14 protein-coding genes are annotated in these 17,697 nt (G+C 42.9%); 6 read left to right on the top strand and 8 right to left on the bottom strand.

Annotation, left to right across the window (positions count from 1 at the left end; translation table 11 throughout):
- Positions 1-352: 352 nt before the first annotated feature.
- Complete coding sequence (locus tag I8J31_RS02785; protein WP_199466784.1) at positions 353-1,246, bottom strand: LysR family transcriptional regulator; 894 nt, start codon at positions 1,244-1,246, stop codon at positions 353-355.
- Between the two features lie 125 nt (positions 1,247-1,371).
- On the opposite strand from I8J31_RS02785, the gene atzF reads away from it, so the two are divergent.
- The 6 genes from atzF to I8J31_RS02755 all read left to right on the top strand — a co-directional run bounded on the left by atzF (position 1,372) and on the right by I8J31_RS02755 (position 9,118).
- Complete coding sequence (gene atzF / locus I8J31_RS02780; RefSeq protein WP_199466783.1) at positions 1,372-3,159, top strand: allophanate hydrolase; 1,788 nt, start codon at positions 1,372-1,374, stop codon at positions 3,157-3,159.
- 31 nt (positions 3,160-3,190) lie between these two features.
- Positions 3,191-4,825, top strand: coding sequence for an ABC transporter substrate-binding protein (locus I8J31_RS02775; protein WP_199466782.1), 1,635 nt, complete (start codon positions 3,191-3,193; stop codon positions 4,823-4,825).
- 5 nt (positions 4,826-4,830) lie between these two features.
- Positions 4,831-5,856: an ABC transporter permease gene (locus I8J31_RS02770; RefSeq protein WP_199466781.1), complete on the top strand. Its 1,026-nt coding sequence runs from the start codon at positions 4,831-4,833 to the stop codon at positions 5,854-5,856.
- Positions 5,849-6,715: an ABC transporter permease gene (locus tag I8J31_RS02765; RefSeq protein WP_199466780.1), complete on the top strand. Its 867-nt coding sequence runs from the start codon at positions 5,849-5,851 to the stop codon at positions 6,713-6,715. Before I8J31_RS02770 ends, I8J31_RS02765 begins: the two co-directional genes overlap by 8 nt.
- Positions 6,716-6,717: 2 nt before the next feature.
- Entirely contained in the window at positions 6,718-8,430 is a 1,713-nt protein-coding gene (locus I8J31_RS02760) for a dipeptide ABC transporter ATP-binding protein (protein ID WP_199466779.1), read from the top strand.
- 466 nt (positions 8,431-8,896) lie between these two features.
- Positions 8,897-9,118, top strand: a complete 222-nt coding sequence (locus I8J31_RS02755; protein WP_199466778.1) for a hypothetical protein — start codon at positions 8,897-8,899, stop codon at positions 9,116-9,118.
- A 320-nt stretch (positions 9,119-9,438) separates the two neighbouring features.
- Here the strand turns inward: I8J31_RS02755 and I8J31_RS02750 are convergent, their stop codons facing one another.
- The 7 genes from I8J31_RS02750 to I8J31_RS02720 all read right to left on the bottom strand — a co-directional run bounded on the left by I8J31_RS02750 (position 9,439) and on the right by I8J31_RS02720 (position 17,697).
- On the bottom strand, positions 9,439-10,638 hold the full coding sequence (locus tag I8J31_RS02750; RefSeq protein ID WP_199466777.1) for an MFS transporter: 1,200 nt from the start codon (positions 10,636-10,638) through the stop codon (positions 9,439-9,441).
- Between the two features lie 38 nt (positions 10,639-10,676).
- A complete protein-coding gene (locus I8J31_RS02745) occupies positions 10,677-11,147 on the bottom strand; it encodes a hypothetical protein (RefSeq protein ID WP_199466776.1) in 471 nt (156 codons plus the stop codon).
- A gap of 92 nt (positions 11,148-11,239) precedes the next feature.
- Positions 11,240-12,073 (bottom strand): class I SAM-dependent methyltransferase, encoded by an 834-nt coding sequence (locus I8J31_RS02740; RefSeq protein ID WP_199466775.1) that lies wholly within the window; start codon positions 12,071-12,073, stop codon positions 11,240-11,242.
- Between the two features lie 14 nt (positions 12,074-12,087).
- The gene (locus tag I8J31_RS02735; protein ID WP_199466774.1) at positions 12,088-13,755 is read right to left on the bottom strand and encodes a (2,3-dihydroxybenzoyl)adenylate synthase; all 1,668 of its coding nucleotides are present in this window, start codon (positions 13,753-13,755) and stop codon (positions 12,088-12,090) included.
- A complete protein-coding gene (locus I8J31_RS02730) occupies positions 13,752-15,761 on the bottom strand; it encodes a condensation domain-containing protein (RefSeq protein WP_199466773.1) in 2,010 nt (669 codons plus the stop codon). The genes I8J31_RS02735 and I8J31_RS02730 overlap by 4 nt, the downstream gene beginning before the upstream one ends.
- On the bottom strand, positions 15,761-17,485 hold the full coding sequence (locus I8J31_RS02725; RefSeq protein WP_199466772.1) for an amino acid adenylation domain-containing protein: 1,725 nt from the start codon (positions 17,483-17,485) through the stop codon (positions 15,761-15,763). The genes I8J31_RS02730 and I8J31_RS02725 overlap by 1 nt, the downstream gene beginning before the upstream one ends.
- Positions 17,485-17,697, bottom strand: a complete 213-nt coding sequence (locus tag I8J31_RS02720) for an MbtH family protein (RefSeq protein ID WP_199466771.1) — start codon at positions 17,695-17,697, stop codon at positions 17,485-17,487. The genes I8J31_RS02725 and I8J31_RS02720 overlap by 1 nt, the downstream gene beginning before the upstream one ends.

Here is a 17,697-nt window from a genome sequence, read left to right as displayed (position 1 = left end):
TGTTCGGCTTTTTTGCATCTGAATGGAGCCCAAAAGGGTTAGGTTGATACCACTTTGATCCCATTTTATATTTTTTGCTTTTTTAGTGCTCTTTACCCTCTAAGCTACTCTGATTGTTTGTGTTCTTAATCTTGTAATATTTTTAATGTCTTGAATCGATTCGCAAGATTTCAATAAATCCATCTACGAATTGAACTCCCTAATTTCGTGCTACAAAGTAGCTTCGTTGTTGGGCCTTCTTTCGTTTACCTGATAACTGATCTAGCTGAGATTTAGTTAAGTAAAAGAGATGTATTCTATATTTTAGTCTTGTTAATAAACCTTATTATACTCCCCATCGCTAAAACTCATTTTATTCTGATAGAGCGTTAATTAACTGTTCTGAAAATAGTGCCGTTGCCACAGGTAGTATTCGGTCTTTCTTTTGAACCAAGTACATACATCCAACAGGAATGTCACTTTTTAATAAAGGGCGGGTTGTTAGGTTTAGTTGCTCTAAAATCTGTGGTATGCCAATTTCAATTTGGAAAGTAACACTGCCTTCATTCATCGCGTGATTACGTAAGAACTCAAAACTATCTGACTCGACACAGGGCTTAATATCAAGCCCACTTCGGCTTGCTTTAAAATCTATTAGCTCCCTTACACCTATACCCTTTCTCGGTAAGGCTAGAGGGTAATCAGAGCATTCACTTAGTTTTAATTCTGCTTTATCTGCTAAGGGGTGCTCTTTCTGCATAATGGCGTATAGCTGTTGCTCTTTTGACATGATCGTTTTCATTTCAGGCATATAGATAGGTTCGAAAATCATTGCAAGATCAACACTGTTATCGAGCAAAGCCGCCTCTGCTGATAATCTGTCTCTTTGAAAGACGCTAAAGGTGACAGCAGGGTATTTTTTCCGAAAAATCGCAATTTGTTGTGGAAAAAAAGAAGTTAATAAGGCTTGGCTACAGGCAATATTTACGTGACCACGCCTGATACCTTGCAAATTTGAAATATGACTCTTTACTCTTTCAAAATCCGCTAATTGCTTTTGAATATGGCTAAGAAAAAGCTCTCCAGCGGACGTCAATGTCACACCTGATGAATGGCGCTCGAATAGTTTTTCCCCTATTTCTTCCTCTAAAGAAATAATTCGTCTGTTTAAGGCTGTTGAAGTAATAGCTAACTTGTCTGCAGCTTTTCGTATGGAGCCAGTTTTAGCGATAGTTTGAAAATATCGAAAGTCAATAAGTTGTTTCATGTTGGTTTCCAGTATTAATTAGGTGTGCATATTTTGCATCACATACCTGCGATATTAGCACTATGCAGTTTCACTGTGTGTTGATTAACTAGATTTAATATTAAATTTTTGAGCGGGGTGTGCGTATGTTGAGTCATTTACTTTTTACGATAGATTCTATTCATGATGCTTATTCCGCAGGCGTCAGTGTGCATGACGTGATCAGAGAGTCTTTAAATAGAATAAAAAAAACAGGTGACGAAGGGATTTATCTTCATTTAGCAACTCAACAAAGATTAGATGATGCCATCGCTGAAGTTGGTGACCTTGACCTTAAAAGCAAGCCTCTATGGGGGATTCCTTTTGCGGTAAAAGACAACATAGATGTAGCAGGTATGCCAACAACAGCCGCTTGTCCAGATTATACCTATTACCCAAAGGAAGATGCGTTTGTCGTATCTTTACTAAAACAGGCTGGAGCGATTGTCGTTGGTAAAACGAACCTTGATCAGTTTGCTACTGGTTTAGTGGGGGTAAGAACTCCACACCCCATACCTAAAAATGCAGTTAATCCAAACTATGTGCCTGGTGGTTCAAGTTCGGGCTCGGCGGTTACTGTTTCTCATGGTCAGGTGGCATTTTCACTTGGTACCGACACGGCTGGTTCAGGTCGAGTCCCAGCAGCTTTAAACAATATTGTGGGCCTTAAGCCTTCTCTAGGGAGCTTGTCTAACCGAGGCGTTTTACCTGCTTGTCGAACATTAGATACGATTTCGATTTTTGCTCTGACAGTTGAAGATGCACAAACAGTGTTTGAGTCTTGTTCAGCTTATGACGATCAAGAAGCTTACTCGAAATACTTTGCATTCAAGCCGAGTCCAATTGACATCAAAAACATAGTAATGGGGGTTCCAAGTGTTGCAACGAGAAAATTAGACAACGAAATCCAAGAATTAGCTTATGAAAAAGCGCTCGACTTCTGGAGACAAGCTGGTGCTCAGGTTGTTGAAATTGACTTTGCTCCTTTTTACGACGTTGCAAAATTGCTTTATCAAGGCCCTTGGGTTGCAGAGCGTTATAGTGTATTAAGTCCATTTATTGATCAGCATCCAGACGCCCTTCACCCAGTAACTTATTCAATTGTTTCACAAGCAACTAAGTTTTCAGCTGCTGACTTATTTAATGCTCAGTACCGGCTAAAAGAGCTGAATTTACAAATAACAAAGTTATTAAAGAACGTCGACGTTATTTGTACTCCATCTATGCCTGGCTTTGTAACGCTTGAGCAGATAGAAAAAGAGCCAGTAGAAGCCAATAGCCGTTTGGGTGTGTATACAAATTTTGTCAACTTGCTTGATATGTGTGCGATTGCTGTGCCGGGATTGTGCCAAGACGATGGTGCGCCCTCCAGTATTACGTTAATTGCTAATAGTGGCAAAGATCTTGCTATTCATGAGTTAGCTAAAATATATCAGACAGAACAAGCCAATAGGCTAGGGGCTGTAAAACAGAAAATTAAGCCGTATCAATTGTCGCTTGATATTTCTGAGACTATCAATATAGCGGTTGTTGGCGCCCATATGAAGTCGCTTCCTCTTAATTATCAGCTTACAGATCGTGGTGCGAAGTTCCAGTTTAGCGCCAAAACCAAACCTAAATATCGTTTATTTCACTTGTCAGAGATGACCCCGGCACGACCAGGCATGGTGCAAAGTGAACAAGGCTACTCTATTGAATTGGAAGTATGGGCTTTGCCTAAACCCAAAGTGGGTGACTTCTTAAATGATGTAAAAGCTCCGCTATCAATTGGCACAATTGAGCTTGAAAGTGGTCAAGAAATTAAAGGTTTCTTATGTGAGTCCTATGCAATAGAAAACGCTCAAGACATTAGTCATTTTGGTGGCTGGCGTAACTTTTTCGTTAACAATCAATAACTGTATTTCATCTAAATAGGGGAACGTTGTAATGAAAAAAAAATGTAAAAGTAAAATAAATTTATTAAAAAAAGTAACAGGTCATGGCCTATTTACTATGTCTTTGCTGATATGCATTTCTACAAATGCGAATGCTAACAGCCGTGACGAAACCTTGGTGATTGTGTCTGGTACCAGTATTAACAGCCTAGATATTCATCGTGCTGGCACCAATCGTCCCAGTTATCAAGTTGCGATAAATATGTATGATCGGCTTGTCTCTTTTGGGATTAAAAGTGAAGGTGAAGGTAATTTAAAATCAGACTCGACACAAATTGTTCCAGAATTGGCTACCCATTGGGAAAGTGTCGATGGTGGAACTGCTTATATATTCCATCTTCGAGAAGATGCGACTTTCTGGGATGGCACTCCGGTTACCGCAGCCGATGTGAAGTGGTCATTCGATCGTGCTGTTAGCCTAGGTGGTTTTCCAACGGTACAAATGAAAGCAGGGGGGCTTTCCTCTCCAGAGCAGTTTGAAGTGATTGATGAACACACCTTTAAAGTCATCATAGGGGAAGCGAACAAGTTAACTCTGCCAGATTTAGCAGTACCTATTCCAATGGTGATCAACTCAAAATTAGCTCTACAGCATGTTACCAAAGATGATCCATGGGCAACTGAATATCTACACAAGACTCCTGCTGGTGGCGGTGCATATATGCTAGAGCGATGGGTGCCTGGTCAGCAACTAATTTATAAACGCTTTGATGGTTGGAAAAATGGCGACTTGCCCGCCATGAGTCGAGTCATTGTGCGTGATGTACCAAGCTCTTCAACAAGACGAGCATTAGTTGAGCGTGGGGATGCTGATGTAGCGTTAGACCTTCCATCTAAAGATGTGAAAGAGTTGATGTCTAACCCTAAACTTAAAGTTTCAAGTTCAACTATTGATAATACATTGCATGCCATTGGCTTGAATTTAAACTTTGACCCCTTCAGCAACCCTAAGGTTCGCCAAGCAATAGCTTATGCACTGCCTTACCAACAAATATTTGACGTAGCTGCTTATGGCTTAGGCAAACCTATGTGGGGGCGTGAAAGTAGTAAAGCTGAGTCTGCACTTTGGCCTCAGCCTTTTCCATATAAAACCAATATTGATAAAGCCAAAGCTTTGTTAACCGAAGCGGGTTATCAAAAAGGTTTTAGTGTGCCTTTATCGATGAACTTAGACTTTGCCCAATGGATGGAACCAACGGCTTTATTGATACAGGAAAGTCTTGGCAAAATTGGTATTGATGCACCAATTAACAAGATTCCTGGTGCTAGTTGGCGAACCAAAGCACTGGTCGAAAAAGGCCTTGAACTACACATGAAGAACTTTGGTGGTTGGTTGAATTACCCAGACTACTACTTCTTCTGGGCTTACCTAGATGGTCATTTGTTTAACTCTATGAATTTCAAGAGTGATGAAATGAAATCGCTGGTTGATGTAACCCTAAAAATGTCAGTAGATGCTCCTGAATACAGCACGAATGTGAAACGCATGATTGACATAGCGACTGATGAAGTCCCTATGATTCCATTATGGCAACCAACTTTAGATGTTGTAATGCAGAAAAATGTCTCAGGTTATGTGAACTGGTTTCACAGACAGCTTGATATTCGCTCGTTTTCTAAGGAGTAAGTAGTATGCTTTACGATAAAATCCAACTCATCATAAAGCGTTTGATGCTCGCTGTTCCTACTCTTTTTGGTGTGCTGGTTATATCGTTTTGCTTAACTCGAGCACTGCCGGGCGACCCGGCAGTTTACTTTGCTGGAGCAATGGCTGATGAAGCATCAATCCAACACGTTAGGGAAAAGCTTGGCTTAGACCGCTCATTGCCTTATCAATTTTTAGCTTATTGCAACAACTTACTAAATGGAGAGCTAGGCCAAAGTTTAACGACAGGCCAAAGCGTTACCTATGAAATTAAAGCACGTCTGCCTGCGTCTTTAGAGCTCACGTTGCTAGGCTTGTTCATGGGGTTATTAATTGCCATACCGTTAGGTATTCTAGCGGCTCTAAAACCCAATACTTGGATTGATCATTTGTGCCGAGTTTTAGTCACTGCTGGGGCGTCAACGCCTATTTTTTTCAGTGGCTTGTTCCTAATGTTTGTCTTTTATTACTTACTAGGCTGGTCTCCATCGCCGATTGGGCGCTTAGATTTCATCTATTTGGAACCACCCCATGTAACTGGCTTTTACACCATAGACGCCCTAATCATAGGGGACTATGAAGTCTTTAAAGCGGCTTTTGCTCAGCTATTATTACCAGCGTCTACATTGGCTTTGTGTGCATTGGCCCCAATAGCTCGAATGACCCGATCATCTATGATTACTGCTTTAGAAAGTGAATATGTTAAGGCTGCTAAAGCTAATGGTATCAGTACAAACATGCGAGTGTATGTATATGCCTTGCAGAATGCTTCCTTACCTCTTCTCACAGTAATTGGCTTAGTGTTTGGCTTTTTACTGGGAGGTAACGTGCTGGTTGAAAAAGTTTATTCTTGGCCGGGTATAGGGTCTTTTGCGATAGATGCGTTAGTGGCATCAGATTATGCTGCGATACAAGGTTTTGTACTCATTATGGCGGTGCTCTTCGTCACACTAAATTTAATTATCGATATTCTCTACACCTTATTTGATCCGAGGATGGGCCGCAATGAATAGTCAAACTATCAAACAGGACAATATCGCCCAACAACTGCGGTTCCTTGTTGGTCAAAACCTATTGTCTAGCATCTCGTTAATTTTATTTGGAGTCTATGTCTTTCTTGCTTTAGCTGGACCTTATTTGGTCCCTTATGACCCCTTAGAAAGTAACACCGCAATTGCATTGCAAGGCCCAAGCAGTCAGCATTTTTTTGGTACCGACCACCTAGGCCGTGATGTTTTTTCTCGTGTGATCGTGGCAACTCGTCTTGATCTGGGTATTGCCGTAGCCGCTGTTTCTATAAGCTTTTTTATTGGGACATTTCTAGGGGCATTGGCGGGATACTATGGTGGTTGGTATGAACGTTTAATTGGCCGCCTTGCTGATATTGTGTTGGCTTTCCCATTATTTGTATTGGCAATGGGGATCGTGGCAGTAATGGGTAACTCGCTCATTAATGTTATATATGCAACCGCTATCATTAATATCCCTTTTTATATTCGTATTGCCCGTGCTGAGGTAAGCCTTCAAAGGGACAGGCAATATGTTCAGGCGGCTTTATTGTCTGGTAATAGTCATTTTCGAACATTGTTCTTTCATATATTACCTAACTGCTTGCCCAACTTGATCGTACAGATCTCAATTAATATGGGGTGGGCAATTCTAAACGCAGCAGGCTTGTCTTTTATTGGTTTGGGAGTGCGCCCACCTGTTGCAGAGTGGGGGATACTCGTAGCAGAAGGGGCTGATTACATAATATCTGGCCAGTGGTGGTTAGTCTTATTCCCTGGTTTGGTTCTGATGCTAGCAGTATTTACCTTTAACCTTGTCGGTGACACTTTACGAGATCTAGCTGACCCTCAGAAAAGGAAGTGATTATGAGTATAAAAGCAAAGAAATTACTTTCTGTAAGTAAGCTAGCTATTGATTTTGAAACCAAAAAAGGCACTGTCAGAGCTGTGGAAAACGTTAGCTTTGATTTGCAAAAAGGAGAAGTTCTCGCTTTAGTAGGAGAGAGTGGCAGCGGAAAGTCCGTTACGGCATATAGCATTTTAAACTTACTAGATGCCAATGGTTCTATGCCACTAGGGGAAATTATCTATGATGGTATGCCCATTCATAAAGCCACTCCGGCTAAACTCAAAGAGATTCGTGGTCGTGAAATTTCAATGATTTTTCAAAACCCTATGTCTACACTAAATCCCATTCGAAAAGTCGGTCAACATTTACGAGACATGATTCGTAATCATGGTTATGCATCTTGGTCGAATATTGAAAAAGAAATCGATAAATTATTAAAGCAGGTGGAAATTCACGACTTAGATCGTGTGAAAAATGCCTATCCATTTGAATTAAGCGGCGGGATGTGTCAACGAGTAATGATCGCGTTAGCCTTAGCTTGTCGTTCACGATTACTTATTGCTGACGAACCTACTACTGGTCTAGATGTCACCACACAAAAATCTATTATGGATTTGATTAAGAACTTGGCAAAAGAAGAAGGGCTAGCTGTCATCCTGATTACCCATGACCTTGGTATAGCTTCGGAATATTGTGACAAGTTTGTCGTTATGGAAAAGGGTAAGGTGGTAGAAAGTAATAGTAGAGTAGACTTCTTTTCTAAGTCCAAACATCCTTATACTAAAAAATTATTATTGGCTACTCCATCTAAAGAAGGAAAAGTTGAAGATCTTACATTAGAAAAGCCAAGTTACTTAAATATTAGCGAGCCTGAAATTAGTGAAAAGCCTTTATTGGTAGTAGAAGGGTTAAGAAAAACCTTTATTAAAAAAACTGGAAGTTTTTTGTCCTTTGTTAAAGGCAAAGAAAAAAAGGAAGAGTTTGTAGCTGTAAAAGAGAGCTCTTTCTCTATTTATTCTGGTGAATGTGTGGGCTTAGTCGGCGGCTCAGGAAGTGGGAAGTCAACGACTTCTAGAATGTTGGCTAGACTAGATGACGCCTCTGCAGGAAAGATAATATTTGACGGTGTTGTAATTTCAGACATCTCAAGTAACGATTTTATTAAGCACCCTTATCGCAAAGATATACAAATGGTTTTTCAGGACCCAACTGGCAGCCTAAACCCTCGTCATACAGTATTTGATTTAATCGCAGAACCATTAAAGCGTTTAGGAGAGAGTTTTAATAAAAATTCTTTAGATCAAAAAGTAGAATCCTTGATGCTACAGGTTGGGCTACCGACTGAGTTCATGACTCGTTTACCTCATCAACTTAGTGGTGGGCAAAAGGCTAGAGTAGGAATAGCGAGAGCAATAGCGTTGAATCCAAAATTTTTGATCTTAGATGAACCCACTTCTGCTCTTGATGTATCTGTTCAGGCTACCGTCTTACAGCTATTGGAAAAATTAAGACGTGAATTGGGATTGAGTTATCTGTTTGTTAGTCATGATCTGCATGTGGTTAAAATGTTAAGTCAGCGTATATTGGTTATGAAGGAGGGGATAATTGTTGAGCAAGGTGAAACCTCAAAAGTTATGCATTCACCCGAACACAGTTATACCAAACAGCTAATGTCGTCTATACCTATAATAAAGGAAAAACTAGCTATAGAAGCAATCGCAGCTTTTTAGATCGCTCTTCTTCTAAAAGATTCGTAAGCGTCCGGTAATCACCACCTAGACAGGTTTGGTTTGTCATGGAAGCAAATCATCAAGACTGTCTGTCGCTTGTCGTTTCGGCAGTTCTTCGAACAGTTTAACGAGATAGTCCATTGGCTTTGGCCGTTTCTATGAGGCGCTAAAGGCTTATGAAAATGTTTTGTTGCTAAGTCTTTGGGTTCGGCTGCCACAGGTATTTCAGTTCGTGGAGGACGTCATTTACTTGAAGGGTCTAAAGTCACGAATATTAGAAAAATTGCAGATGGACGGGGAATTAGAGAGGTAGGTCGTTTAGTGGAACAATATGGGGGAAAGCGAAAAGCTGGTTGAAGCGTTCAGGCGATGCTGATGTTGTGACAACGTCTGGGAATGTCAGAAGAGCCGAGGTTCATTGGTATGAAGCACACGGCGTTGGAAGAGTTGAATTTAAGGTGAAAGCATGGCTGGATTAAAAGTACGCTGTATCTCTACAAAACCTTATTTGGATGAAGGGCAAAACGGCCAGTTAATGGAAGGTCAATTCGAAGGTGAGATGGTCAGTTTAACGATCAATGGGGTGTACGAGGTACTCGATGAAGACGATGAATATTATAGGATTATCGATAATACCGATGACGATTATTTGTACCCTAAAGTGATGTTTGAGACCGTTGCCCCTTAAACCTAGTATGTTCATATAAACGGTTAAGTTCGGAAAAGCTTGGGATCAGGAATAACAACATCCAGAACACACGACATGGCATGCTGTGCTTGGATAACGCATAACCAGCAGGGATAGATACCAGTAAGCATACCATCACCGTCAGTATCGCAATCAGAATGCTGGTTAATAGTGAGTGTGAGACATCTCCGCCGTTGTTAAATCGTTTTAGCCTGCGGCAGTCAAGAATATGATCCATTTTATTTTCTATTTATGCAGGTTTAATGATCGTTAGTGGCGGCAAGGCCGCCTTTAAGTACCTTGCGTCGTTTTTAAAGTGTCTATGTGGGTGCTGTGAGTCTGTGCGTTGTGCCGAGAAACCATACGCCAATAAACGCGACAACGCACATCGCAGAAGCCATCCAGATAACAGCAATATAGCCGAATGCGCCTGCTAATGCCGTGCTTGCGCCAGATGTGATGATACCAATCAACATGAGCGTACTGGCCTGAATGGTGAAATCCGTTGCTGGTGTCTTTGGGTCTGTTTGATCCATCATTAGGGTAAACAGCACGGCAGGTATCGGGGAGTGGACAATATAATAGGTGATAAGGCAGGCGTATACAGGGAGTGTCTCATTTACACCGTAAGCAGGAATGAGCAGCACCAACAAAAACAAGGCTTGCGCAGACATTAAGCCGAGCAGGGCGTTGCGTCTTCCAACGAGCTGAATGAGCTTTCCTGCAATTAATGCTGAGACGATACCGAATGGGGTTGCCACAAGGTATATGGCTGTTCCAATGCTACTTAAAGACCAGCCTAAATCGACAAGCATAGGGTTAATGATGGCGTACGCCATACCACCGCCTATGGGGTACAGAAACAAAAGCACCAGCCATGGTTTTGATACGTACCGCCAAAAACTCAATAAACGTTTATAGCCCATTATCGGTCGTACTTGTTCCGTCGCTTCTTTATACCAAAGCAGTTGAAACCAAGAGAAACTGGTCAGTCCTGCCATAAGCAACATACTGCCAAGCCAGCCAAGCGTTGGGTAAATCGACAACACTAAACCACTGCCAACCAAGCTCCCAAACATGGTGCCAGCTTGCTGTATGCCATTCCCCACTCCACGGCTGTCTACATCGAGAAGGCGGCAAGCTAAGCCGTCCACCGCCACATCTTGAGTCGCTGAGAAAAATGAGAAGGTAGCACAAAGTGACATGACTAATACAAAGTCGGTTGAGAGATCATAAAAGCCTAGAATAATTAAGTTGATCATCATGGCGGCCTGTAAAATCAGCAGCCAAGTTCGATAATGACCAAATCTGCGCAATGAAAAACGGTCAATCAAAGGCGCCCAAAGAAACTTAAATACCCAGAAAATACCTAGACTATACACAATACTTAGTTTCTCTAACGGCATTCCCTGACTGCGTAAAATGGCCACCAGTGCCACCAATAAAAAGCTAATCCCTACATATTGTGTTGCGTATAAGCTAAACAATAACGACCAAGTAGAGCGTTTATATGTTGTCATTTTTTACCTCTAAATTTAGGGGGTGGCATGGCTATTTTTTACTTTGGTTGTTCTTCTGCAAGGTGTGCTCTGATGGTCTCTTGTATGCCATTTCGCCAAGCATCATCATGGTCAAAAGCATCTGTGTCAGGTTGCTGAGCTAACCATTCGAACGCGTCATCGGTGGAAGGGAATATGCCACCAGGGATGCCAAACACTTTGGTGACGCTCATGTTTTTCATGCGTTCATATTGGTCTTCTGGCACAACAATCATCATGTGTTTTATAAAGGTGCGGAATTTATTGTTGGCGCCTTCACTCATCCATGTCTTGGTCACTTTGCCAGCACCTGAAGGCGGATGAAGGGAATCTGCATCATCAAAAAAACGTATTACATGAATGGGTTTTTCATCGGCAAACCAATTATCCCAATGGGTTAATGACTCCACATGTTGTTCCATCGTTGGCTTGCCTTTAGCGATAGCGAGCATTAGGGGCCAGTGTTTGGTTTCATGGGCTAATAAGCTCATAAGTATCTCCATAAGTTAACGTCAGCCAACTCCTTTTTAGTTGGCTGATAGGGCTGATATTTTTTAGACCGTTGCGGATTGCGATGGCATTTTTAGTCAGGTTTTCGAGCAATGATTTCTGTGTTTGAGATATGCAGCGCATTTCGTTCGTTTAATAAGTGCAAACTTTCATCGATCAGTTCATCTACATCGTCACCCAATACAACGGTTTGCGCGGCAAAGGCAGCGGAACGTAGTGAGCGTTTTAGGCCGGCAATATTTTCGCCGCCACTGATAAGGATATTTTCGCGGGTAGAAACGATTTCTAGCCCCATACTCTCAAGCAGGCTACTCATTTCTTCTATTGGGTGGTGATACATTGCCAGTGGTGCAGATTTTAATCGTTCGGCCCATTTTGGGCGGTCGAAAACTTCTTGCAGTGTGTCTCGTAACAGAAACCCTTCGGATCTAGGTTGTCCACAACTCCATTGCAGTACTAAGTTGCCAGATGGGATAAGTGCGTTGACCATTTGCTCCAATGTGTTGGTTGTGTTTTCAAGCCAATGCAGCATCCAGCAACTAGACACAAGCGCGTACTTATTTTTGTCCAATGATAGGTCTCTGGCGTCACACACACTGGCGGTAACGGGTAAACCTTCACAGCGTTTTATAACGGCGTCGATCATAGACTGGGACACATCTTTTGCATCTACTTTCCAGCCCCCATGACGAGCCAGTGCTTCCACTAGTCGGCCACTGCCACAACCAATATCGGCGGCATAGCCTTTGTCGCTGGTATTCCAAGCATCAATGGATTCCATGGCATTAAAAGCCGCTTGGAATTGCCCTTCATTTCCTTCTTCATATTCGCTGGCTGACCATTCTGGCTGAGCAACTTTAGAACCCTTAGTTTGGGAGAACGACCTGCTTAAAGTGTCATTTGTCATAATAGAAACATTCCTTAATGTGTGGTCTTAGGAGAAGGGTTAGAAAATGTTGAGATCAATTGTTGGTAGGCCACTTTGCCTACTGCAGTAAAAGGGAGTTCAGGCACATATTCGATTGAATCGGGCAGCATAAAATGCGCAACGCCTTCTTCAATTAAGAAATGGCGGACTTCATTTAGTGTCAGTGTTGGGCCTGTCTCTTTTTGGTTAACCAGTACGGCGCATACTTGTTGTCCTAAACGTTCACAAGGTAGTCCAATCACCGCGGCGGCTTTAATCTCTGAATGTAGGCTTAGGTGCGTTTCGAGAGATTCTGCTGGTATGGTCTCTGCGCCTCTGCGAATGACTTCTTTTATACGTCCCTCAACAATAAGGTGACCAGAACTTAAACGGCGGACGAGGTCGCCTGATTTGTAATAACCATCTGCCGAAAATGAAGAATCGTTTGCTTTTTGGTCCTTGTAATAACCTCTTAAGGTGTAAGGGCCTCTTGTCCACAGTTCGCCTCGTTGGCCACTTGGTACGTCTTGCCCTTGGTTATCTACTATTCGAATTTCATCCAGCTCAGATAAAGGTCGACCTTGTGTTTTTTGTACCAAAAGATCTGGGTCTTTACTGCGAGTGAAGTTTAATAGGCCTTCGGCCATGCCGAATACTTGCTGTAATTTGCAGCCTAATTCATTCGGAATGCGTTGGGCTAAATCTGCGTCTAGGCGTGATCCACCTACTTGCAGCAATCTCAATGTGCTTGGGGTTTCAAAGCCAAGCTCTGCATTTTGTAGCCATACTCGAACTAGGGGAGGGACGAGGGCGGTAACAGTGGCATTGGTATCTGTGATCCATTGGTAGGCAATGTCTGGGCTAGGAGAAGGACACATAACCACTCTCGCACCTTGTTCGAAGGCGCCTAAAATCCCCGGGCAAGCCAATGGGAAGTTGTGTCCTGCTGGTAATGCGACTAAATAGCCATCCTTTTCATCTAATTCACATACTTCAGCGCTGGCTTTTGCATTGAATAGATAATCACGATGCGTTCGGGGAATCAGTTTAGGTAATCCAGTTGTGCCACCTGAGCATAACAATACGGCTATTCCTGCTGGGTCAGCAGCATGACCGAGATTGGTGCTTTCAAGTATTTCGTTGTTTTCCAGTAAGGACCCTAATGAGTGAAACGGGCCGGTATCTTGTTTATCAAGAATGATATTTTGTAAGCTCGGAACCCCTTCTTTTAGCTTAACGGCCAAGTCTGGAATAGGAGAGTTTTCTTCATTGTCTCCTGCAATCCAGGTGCGAGCCTTGGTTAGGTTAAGGAAATGTTCTATTTCTCTATATCTATGACCAGGCAGTGCCATCACAGGAATGGCTCCCAGTTCAAACAGTGCAAACAAGGTAATAACAAAGCTATTGGTATTACCCATTTGTAATACCACTTTCTCACTGGGTTGAATGTTTAGTTTCGCCAAGCCTTGCGCAAGTGCCTGCACGCAAAGGTGTAGTTCCTTGCCTGTGAGGTCCTGAGGCTTACCATCTATTCCCAGTCCACTGAGTACAATGTTTTCTTTGTTGGAGACTTTCTCAGTAAACCAGCTGGCCAGGTTTTGCTTTTGCCAACAACCGCCTTTGCAATAGGTTTCTGCCAATTCTTCTGGCCACGGAGTAAGTCCATCTAATGCCGCATTCATAATAAAGTGCCTTCTAATTCTGCTTTGATACTTTCATCATCTAACTCAATGATTTCGCAATAGAACGTTGCGATTTCATTCACCATTTCATTGCCACATGTAGCAATGAGAGAGCTGACTACACCAGCAATGCTTGGGGCGTTAAACAGGGCTTTAAGGTCAATGGCGTCGACGCCAAAAACATCCCTTAGTTTTGCTACTAGCGTTGTGGCTAAAACGGAGTCACCACCAGAGGCAAACAAATTGAGGTTGATGTCATCTGTTTTAAAGCCAATGGTTTCTGACCATATTGAGGCAACCGCTTTTTCTGTTGTGGTGGTTGGTAAAACCGCTTCTTGTTTAGGTACTAGCATTTCGTTGCGGCTTGCTTCGGCTTGTACTCTCTCGCTCGGTAAATTATCGGATAGGCACTGAGACCAAGTGTCGGGTTTATTCGCAAGGGCAAGAACAGAGGTGTGGAAAAATTCAAACATGGCATCTAAGACACCATCAATAAACATGTCTTCTCGACAGTCCCAGTTGAGCAGTAAGCCACCATCCAGTTCGGTTATTTGGGTATCCAGTAATACTTGAGGGCCTTGAGAGATGATCCATATTGGGTCGCCAAAGACTTCTCGTACAACAGGTTCAAATAGTTCTCCAAGGTTTAAAGCACTGGTAAAGACAATGGGTGCGGTAACCTGATGGCCTTTTAAGCGGCCCATATCACGTAATACTTGAACGCCGTGATAGTCCGCATAGGAGGCGTCTTCATGCAGTTGTGACTGGATTGTTTTGGCACGATCAAGGAATGTTTCTACTTCGCTTAAATTCACTTCGAGCATGATTGAGCTACTGAAATCACCGACAACGCCTGATAGATCAGGTCCATCGATTGGGCGAAGGAATAAAGGCACATTAATAAGGAAGTGTGAGTTACTGCTCCAGCCGGCGAGTGTTTCTGCTAACACCGTTGCTAAGACAGTAGCCGGTGTAAGGCTGTGTTCACGACATACTTGATAAAGCTGATCACGCAGTTTGGCATCAAAATAAAAGTGACGTCTTGTGGTATGTGGCTGAGCATTCTTTGTTTCGAATAGGCTGGTTTTTAACGGAAGTTTTGGGCCTTCAGGCATTTGGTGAAGGCGATTATTCCACCATTTACCAGAGCGCTTTTTCACGTCTGAATAGCTCTGTTCTATATTGTGACGACAATCTCTGAAGCTCATAGGAAGTTCAGCAAGTTCGATTTCTAGGTTTTTATAGAGCATGGCCAGTTCACGTAGCAGTACTCGGTAACTCACGGCATCGGCGGCCACCATGTCCACATCTAGGTGCAATCGGCTGCCACCATTGGGTAATTGGCTCAAGGCAATGGCAAGCACTTCACCATTTTCAATATCGAGTATCTGTGATGAAAGCCGCTGGCGTGTATTTTCTAGTGTTTGCTCAATTGTGGCGGCGTCTTTTTCACGTAAGTCATTAATCGATAATGGAATAGGTGTGCTGTTTTTACTTAATTTGTGAATTTGTTGGCCATCTCGGGTCACCATTAATCTGAGAGAAGAATGGCGTTCAGCTAACTTATTTAAAGCCTTTTCAAGGTTTTCGGGGACTATTTGGTTGACGCTTTCAAACTCGGTATATAAATGCGCAGAGACGCCACCAAGAGGTTGTTCTGGGTTGCGACCTAACCAGTAGGCTTGTTGCATTGGGGCAAGTGAAAATGTTTTTTCGGTTGGTGTTGAAGCGATTTTTTGTGTGGCTTTAGGAGCAGAAGAGTGCTCAGGGTCTTTGGCGTTAGTTAGTATATTAACCCAGTCCTTCACACAGGGTTTGGATGACAACTCGGTGAAATTCAGGAGATAGCCTTGCGCACGCCAGTGAGCCACAATCCCCATTAGGGAGATGGAATCTAGACCTAATGCGTAAAGGTTGTCATTAGGGGAAATGCTGTCTGCTTTCACATTGATTTTTTGTGCTAAAAGCACCGTAATTTCATGTAATACTGTTTGGGAATCAGGCATTATTCTGTCTCCTTTTGGGCGTTGTTTTGTTGGAGTTTGGCTAACTTACTTTGAAGAAGCGCCATACGATTTTCATGAGCGGTTGGGGCGTTTGATTTTTGTTGCCAGACCTCTAATAAGGCGGCCTGATCAAGCTTGCCATTGACGGTAAGTGGGTAAGAGGAAAGAAAGACATATTCGGTCGGAATATAGTGCGCTGGCAGCAGGCTTATTGCATGATTTCTAAGTGCTGAGAGCGTGTCTTTTGAATTCATTTCAGTGTCAGGGGCTTTTGTGGCAATCAAAAATGCGATCAAGCTTTTTGGTGATGAGCCATCTTTTTCAGGCTTTGGTATAACAGCGCAATTTTGTACGGCAGGATGTGACTCCATAGCCGATTCAATTTCACCGGGTTCAATACGAAAACCTCGGATTTTTAATTGTCGATCTGCTCGTCCCTGATAAAAAAGCTGTCCATCCTGCCACATGGCCAGATCACCCGAGCGATACAAGCGTTGGCCCTTATGGAAAGGGCTAGCGACAAAGCGACTCGCAGATAATCCCGCTTGCTTCAAATAGCCGATCGCCAATTGCTTTCCACTGACAAATATTTCGCCCACTTCACCTTCGTTGACTCGCTCTAGCTTTTCATTGAGCAGGTGAACTTGCAGGCCTGTGAGTGCATGGCCAATAGGGCTTGAATCATTATTAGAGAGCGTTTTAGAAAGCTCTAACCAAGTGACATGTACAGTGGTTTCTGTAATGCCATACATGTTTATTAATCGTGGTGCGCCTTCAGGGTAATGTTTCCACCATGCATTCAGTTTGTTGAGATTGAGTGCTTCACCACCAAAGATCACACTGCGTAATGACAGTGTTTGTCTTGCCCCTGTTTTGGTATGTGCGTCATTGACCGCAGCCGTCAACGCGTAAAAAGCAGAAGGGGTTTGGTTTAGAATGGTGACTTGTTCTTGCTTTAATAAGGCTAAGAAAGCATCTGCTGACCATGTGGATTCCTGAGCAACAATGCATAGACGCGCCCCAGTAGTGAGTGCTCCCCATATTTCCCAGACTGAGAAATCAAAGGCAAAGGAGTGAAACAGTGTCCACACATCATTATGGTCGTTGGCTAACATGGGGGTGACTGCATCTAGCAAGCTAATGACCTGACTGTGACCAACCATGACGCCTTTGGGTTTCCCTGTGGAACCGGATGTGAAAATTACATAAGCCAGGTCAGAGTACGGGTTATTTTCTGTCTTTTGTTTGGAAGGTGTATCAGTAGATGCTTGGGGATTGTTTACATTGACTTGAGGAGCCGATTCAATGAAATAACAGCGTTCTTTTAGCTGAGAAGGACGTTGCTCAGGCCATACGTTCTGGCACAACTCACGGCGGCTAATGAAACAGACAGGGTTGCTGGTTTCTATAACCCATTCCACTCGATCTGCAGGGTAATTAGGGTCAATAGGGACATAGCAAGCGCCAGTCTTCAAGACAGCAATAATGTGCACAATAAGGTCGACGCTTCTTGAAAGCATGACGGCCACCATATCGCCCGGCTGAATGCCACGGCTGATAAGCTCTTCACTGTGTGCTTTTGCTAATACATCTAGCTGTTTATAGGTGAGTTGCTGGTCTTGGTAACTCACCGCTATTTTATCGGGCCTAATCTGTACTTGTTGTTCAAAACGGCCATGTAGTGTGTCCCCTGATTGGTTAGGGGAGGTGATTAATTGATCCATCAGACAGCTTTCTCTTCTTGAGATTGAATAGGGCGTAAATCAGTCCAATTGGCTTCGAGCCAGTCCATGCATTTTTTGCGAGACATCGGGCCGTTATCAGCCAACCAACCATCAGGAATTGGGAGAATGTTTGGCCAGATCGAATACTGTTTTTGATCATTTATTAGAATTAAAAATAAAATCGACTCATCGTCAAAAATACTGTCACTCAT

The organism is Marinomonas transparens (assembly GCF_016463975.1).
Lineage (GTDB): Bacteria > Pseudomonadota > Gammaproteobacteria > Pseudomonadales > Marinomonadaceae > Marinomonas > Marinomonas transparens.
Note: the sequence above shows the minus strand (reverse complement) of the source record. Positions and strands in the feature narration are given on the sequence as shown.

What these genes read in the sequence shown, in the direction of transcription:
- I8J31_RS02785 (WP_199466784.1), bottom strand. Translation starts at nt 1,246, where the DNA reads ATGAAACAACTTATTGACTTTCGATATTTTCAAACTATCGCTAAAACT.
- atzF (WP_199466783.1), top strand. Translation starts at nt 1,372, where the DNA reads ATGTTGAGTCATTTACTTTTTACGATAGATTCTATTCATGATGCTTAT.
- I8J31_RS02775 (WP_199466782.1), top strand. Translation starts at nt 3,191, where the DNA reads ATGAAAAAAAAATGTAAAAGTAAAATAAATTTATTAAAAAAAGTAACA.
- I8J31_RS02770 (WP_199466781.1), top strand. Translation starts at nt 4,831, where the DNA reads ATGCTTTACGATAAAATCCAACTCATCATAAAGCGTTTGATGCTCGCT.
- I8J31_RS02765 (WP_199466780.1), top strand. Translation starts at nt 5,849, where the DNA reads ATGAATAGTCAAACTATCAAACAGGACAATATCGCCCAACAACTGCGG.
- I8J31_RS02760 (WP_199466779.1), top strand. Translation starts at nt 6,718, where the DNA reads ATGAGTATAAAAGCAAAGAAATTACTTTCTGTAAGTAAGCTAGCTATT.
- I8J31_RS02755 (WP_199466778.1), top strand. Translation starts at nt 8,897, where the DNA reads ATGGCTGGATTAAAAGTACGCTGTATCTCTACAAAACCTTATTTGGAT.
- I8J31_RS02750 (WP_199466777.1), bottom strand. Translation starts at nt 10,638, where the DNA reads ATGACAACATATAAACGCTCTACTTGGTCGTTATTGTTTAGCTTATAC.
- I8J31_RS02745 (WP_199466776.1), bottom strand. Translation starts at nt 11,147, where the DNA reads ATGAGCTTATTAGCCCATGAAACCAAACACTGGCCCCTAATGCTCGCT.
- I8J31_RS02740 (WP_199466775.1), bottom strand. Translation starts at nt 12,073, where the DNA reads ATGACAAATGACACTTTAAGCAGGTCGTTCTCCCAAACTAAGGGTTCT.
- I8J31_RS02735 (WP_199466774.1), bottom strand. Translation starts at nt 13,755, where the DNA reads ATGAATGCGGCATTAGATGGACTTACTCCGTGGCCAGAAGAATTGGCA.
- I8J31_RS02730 (WP_199466773.1), bottom strand. Translation starts at nt 15,761, where the DNA reads ATGCCTGATTCCCAAACAGTATTACATGAAATTACGGTGCTTTTAGCA.
- I8J31_RS02725 (WP_199466772.1), bottom strand. Translation starts at nt 17,485, where the DNA reads ATGGATCAATTAATCACCTCCCCTAACCAATCAGGGGACACACTACAT.
- I8J31_RS02720 (WP_199466771.1), bottom strand. Translation starts at nt 17,697, where the DNA reads ATGAGTGACAGTATTTTTGACGATGAGTCGATTTTATTTTTAATTCTA.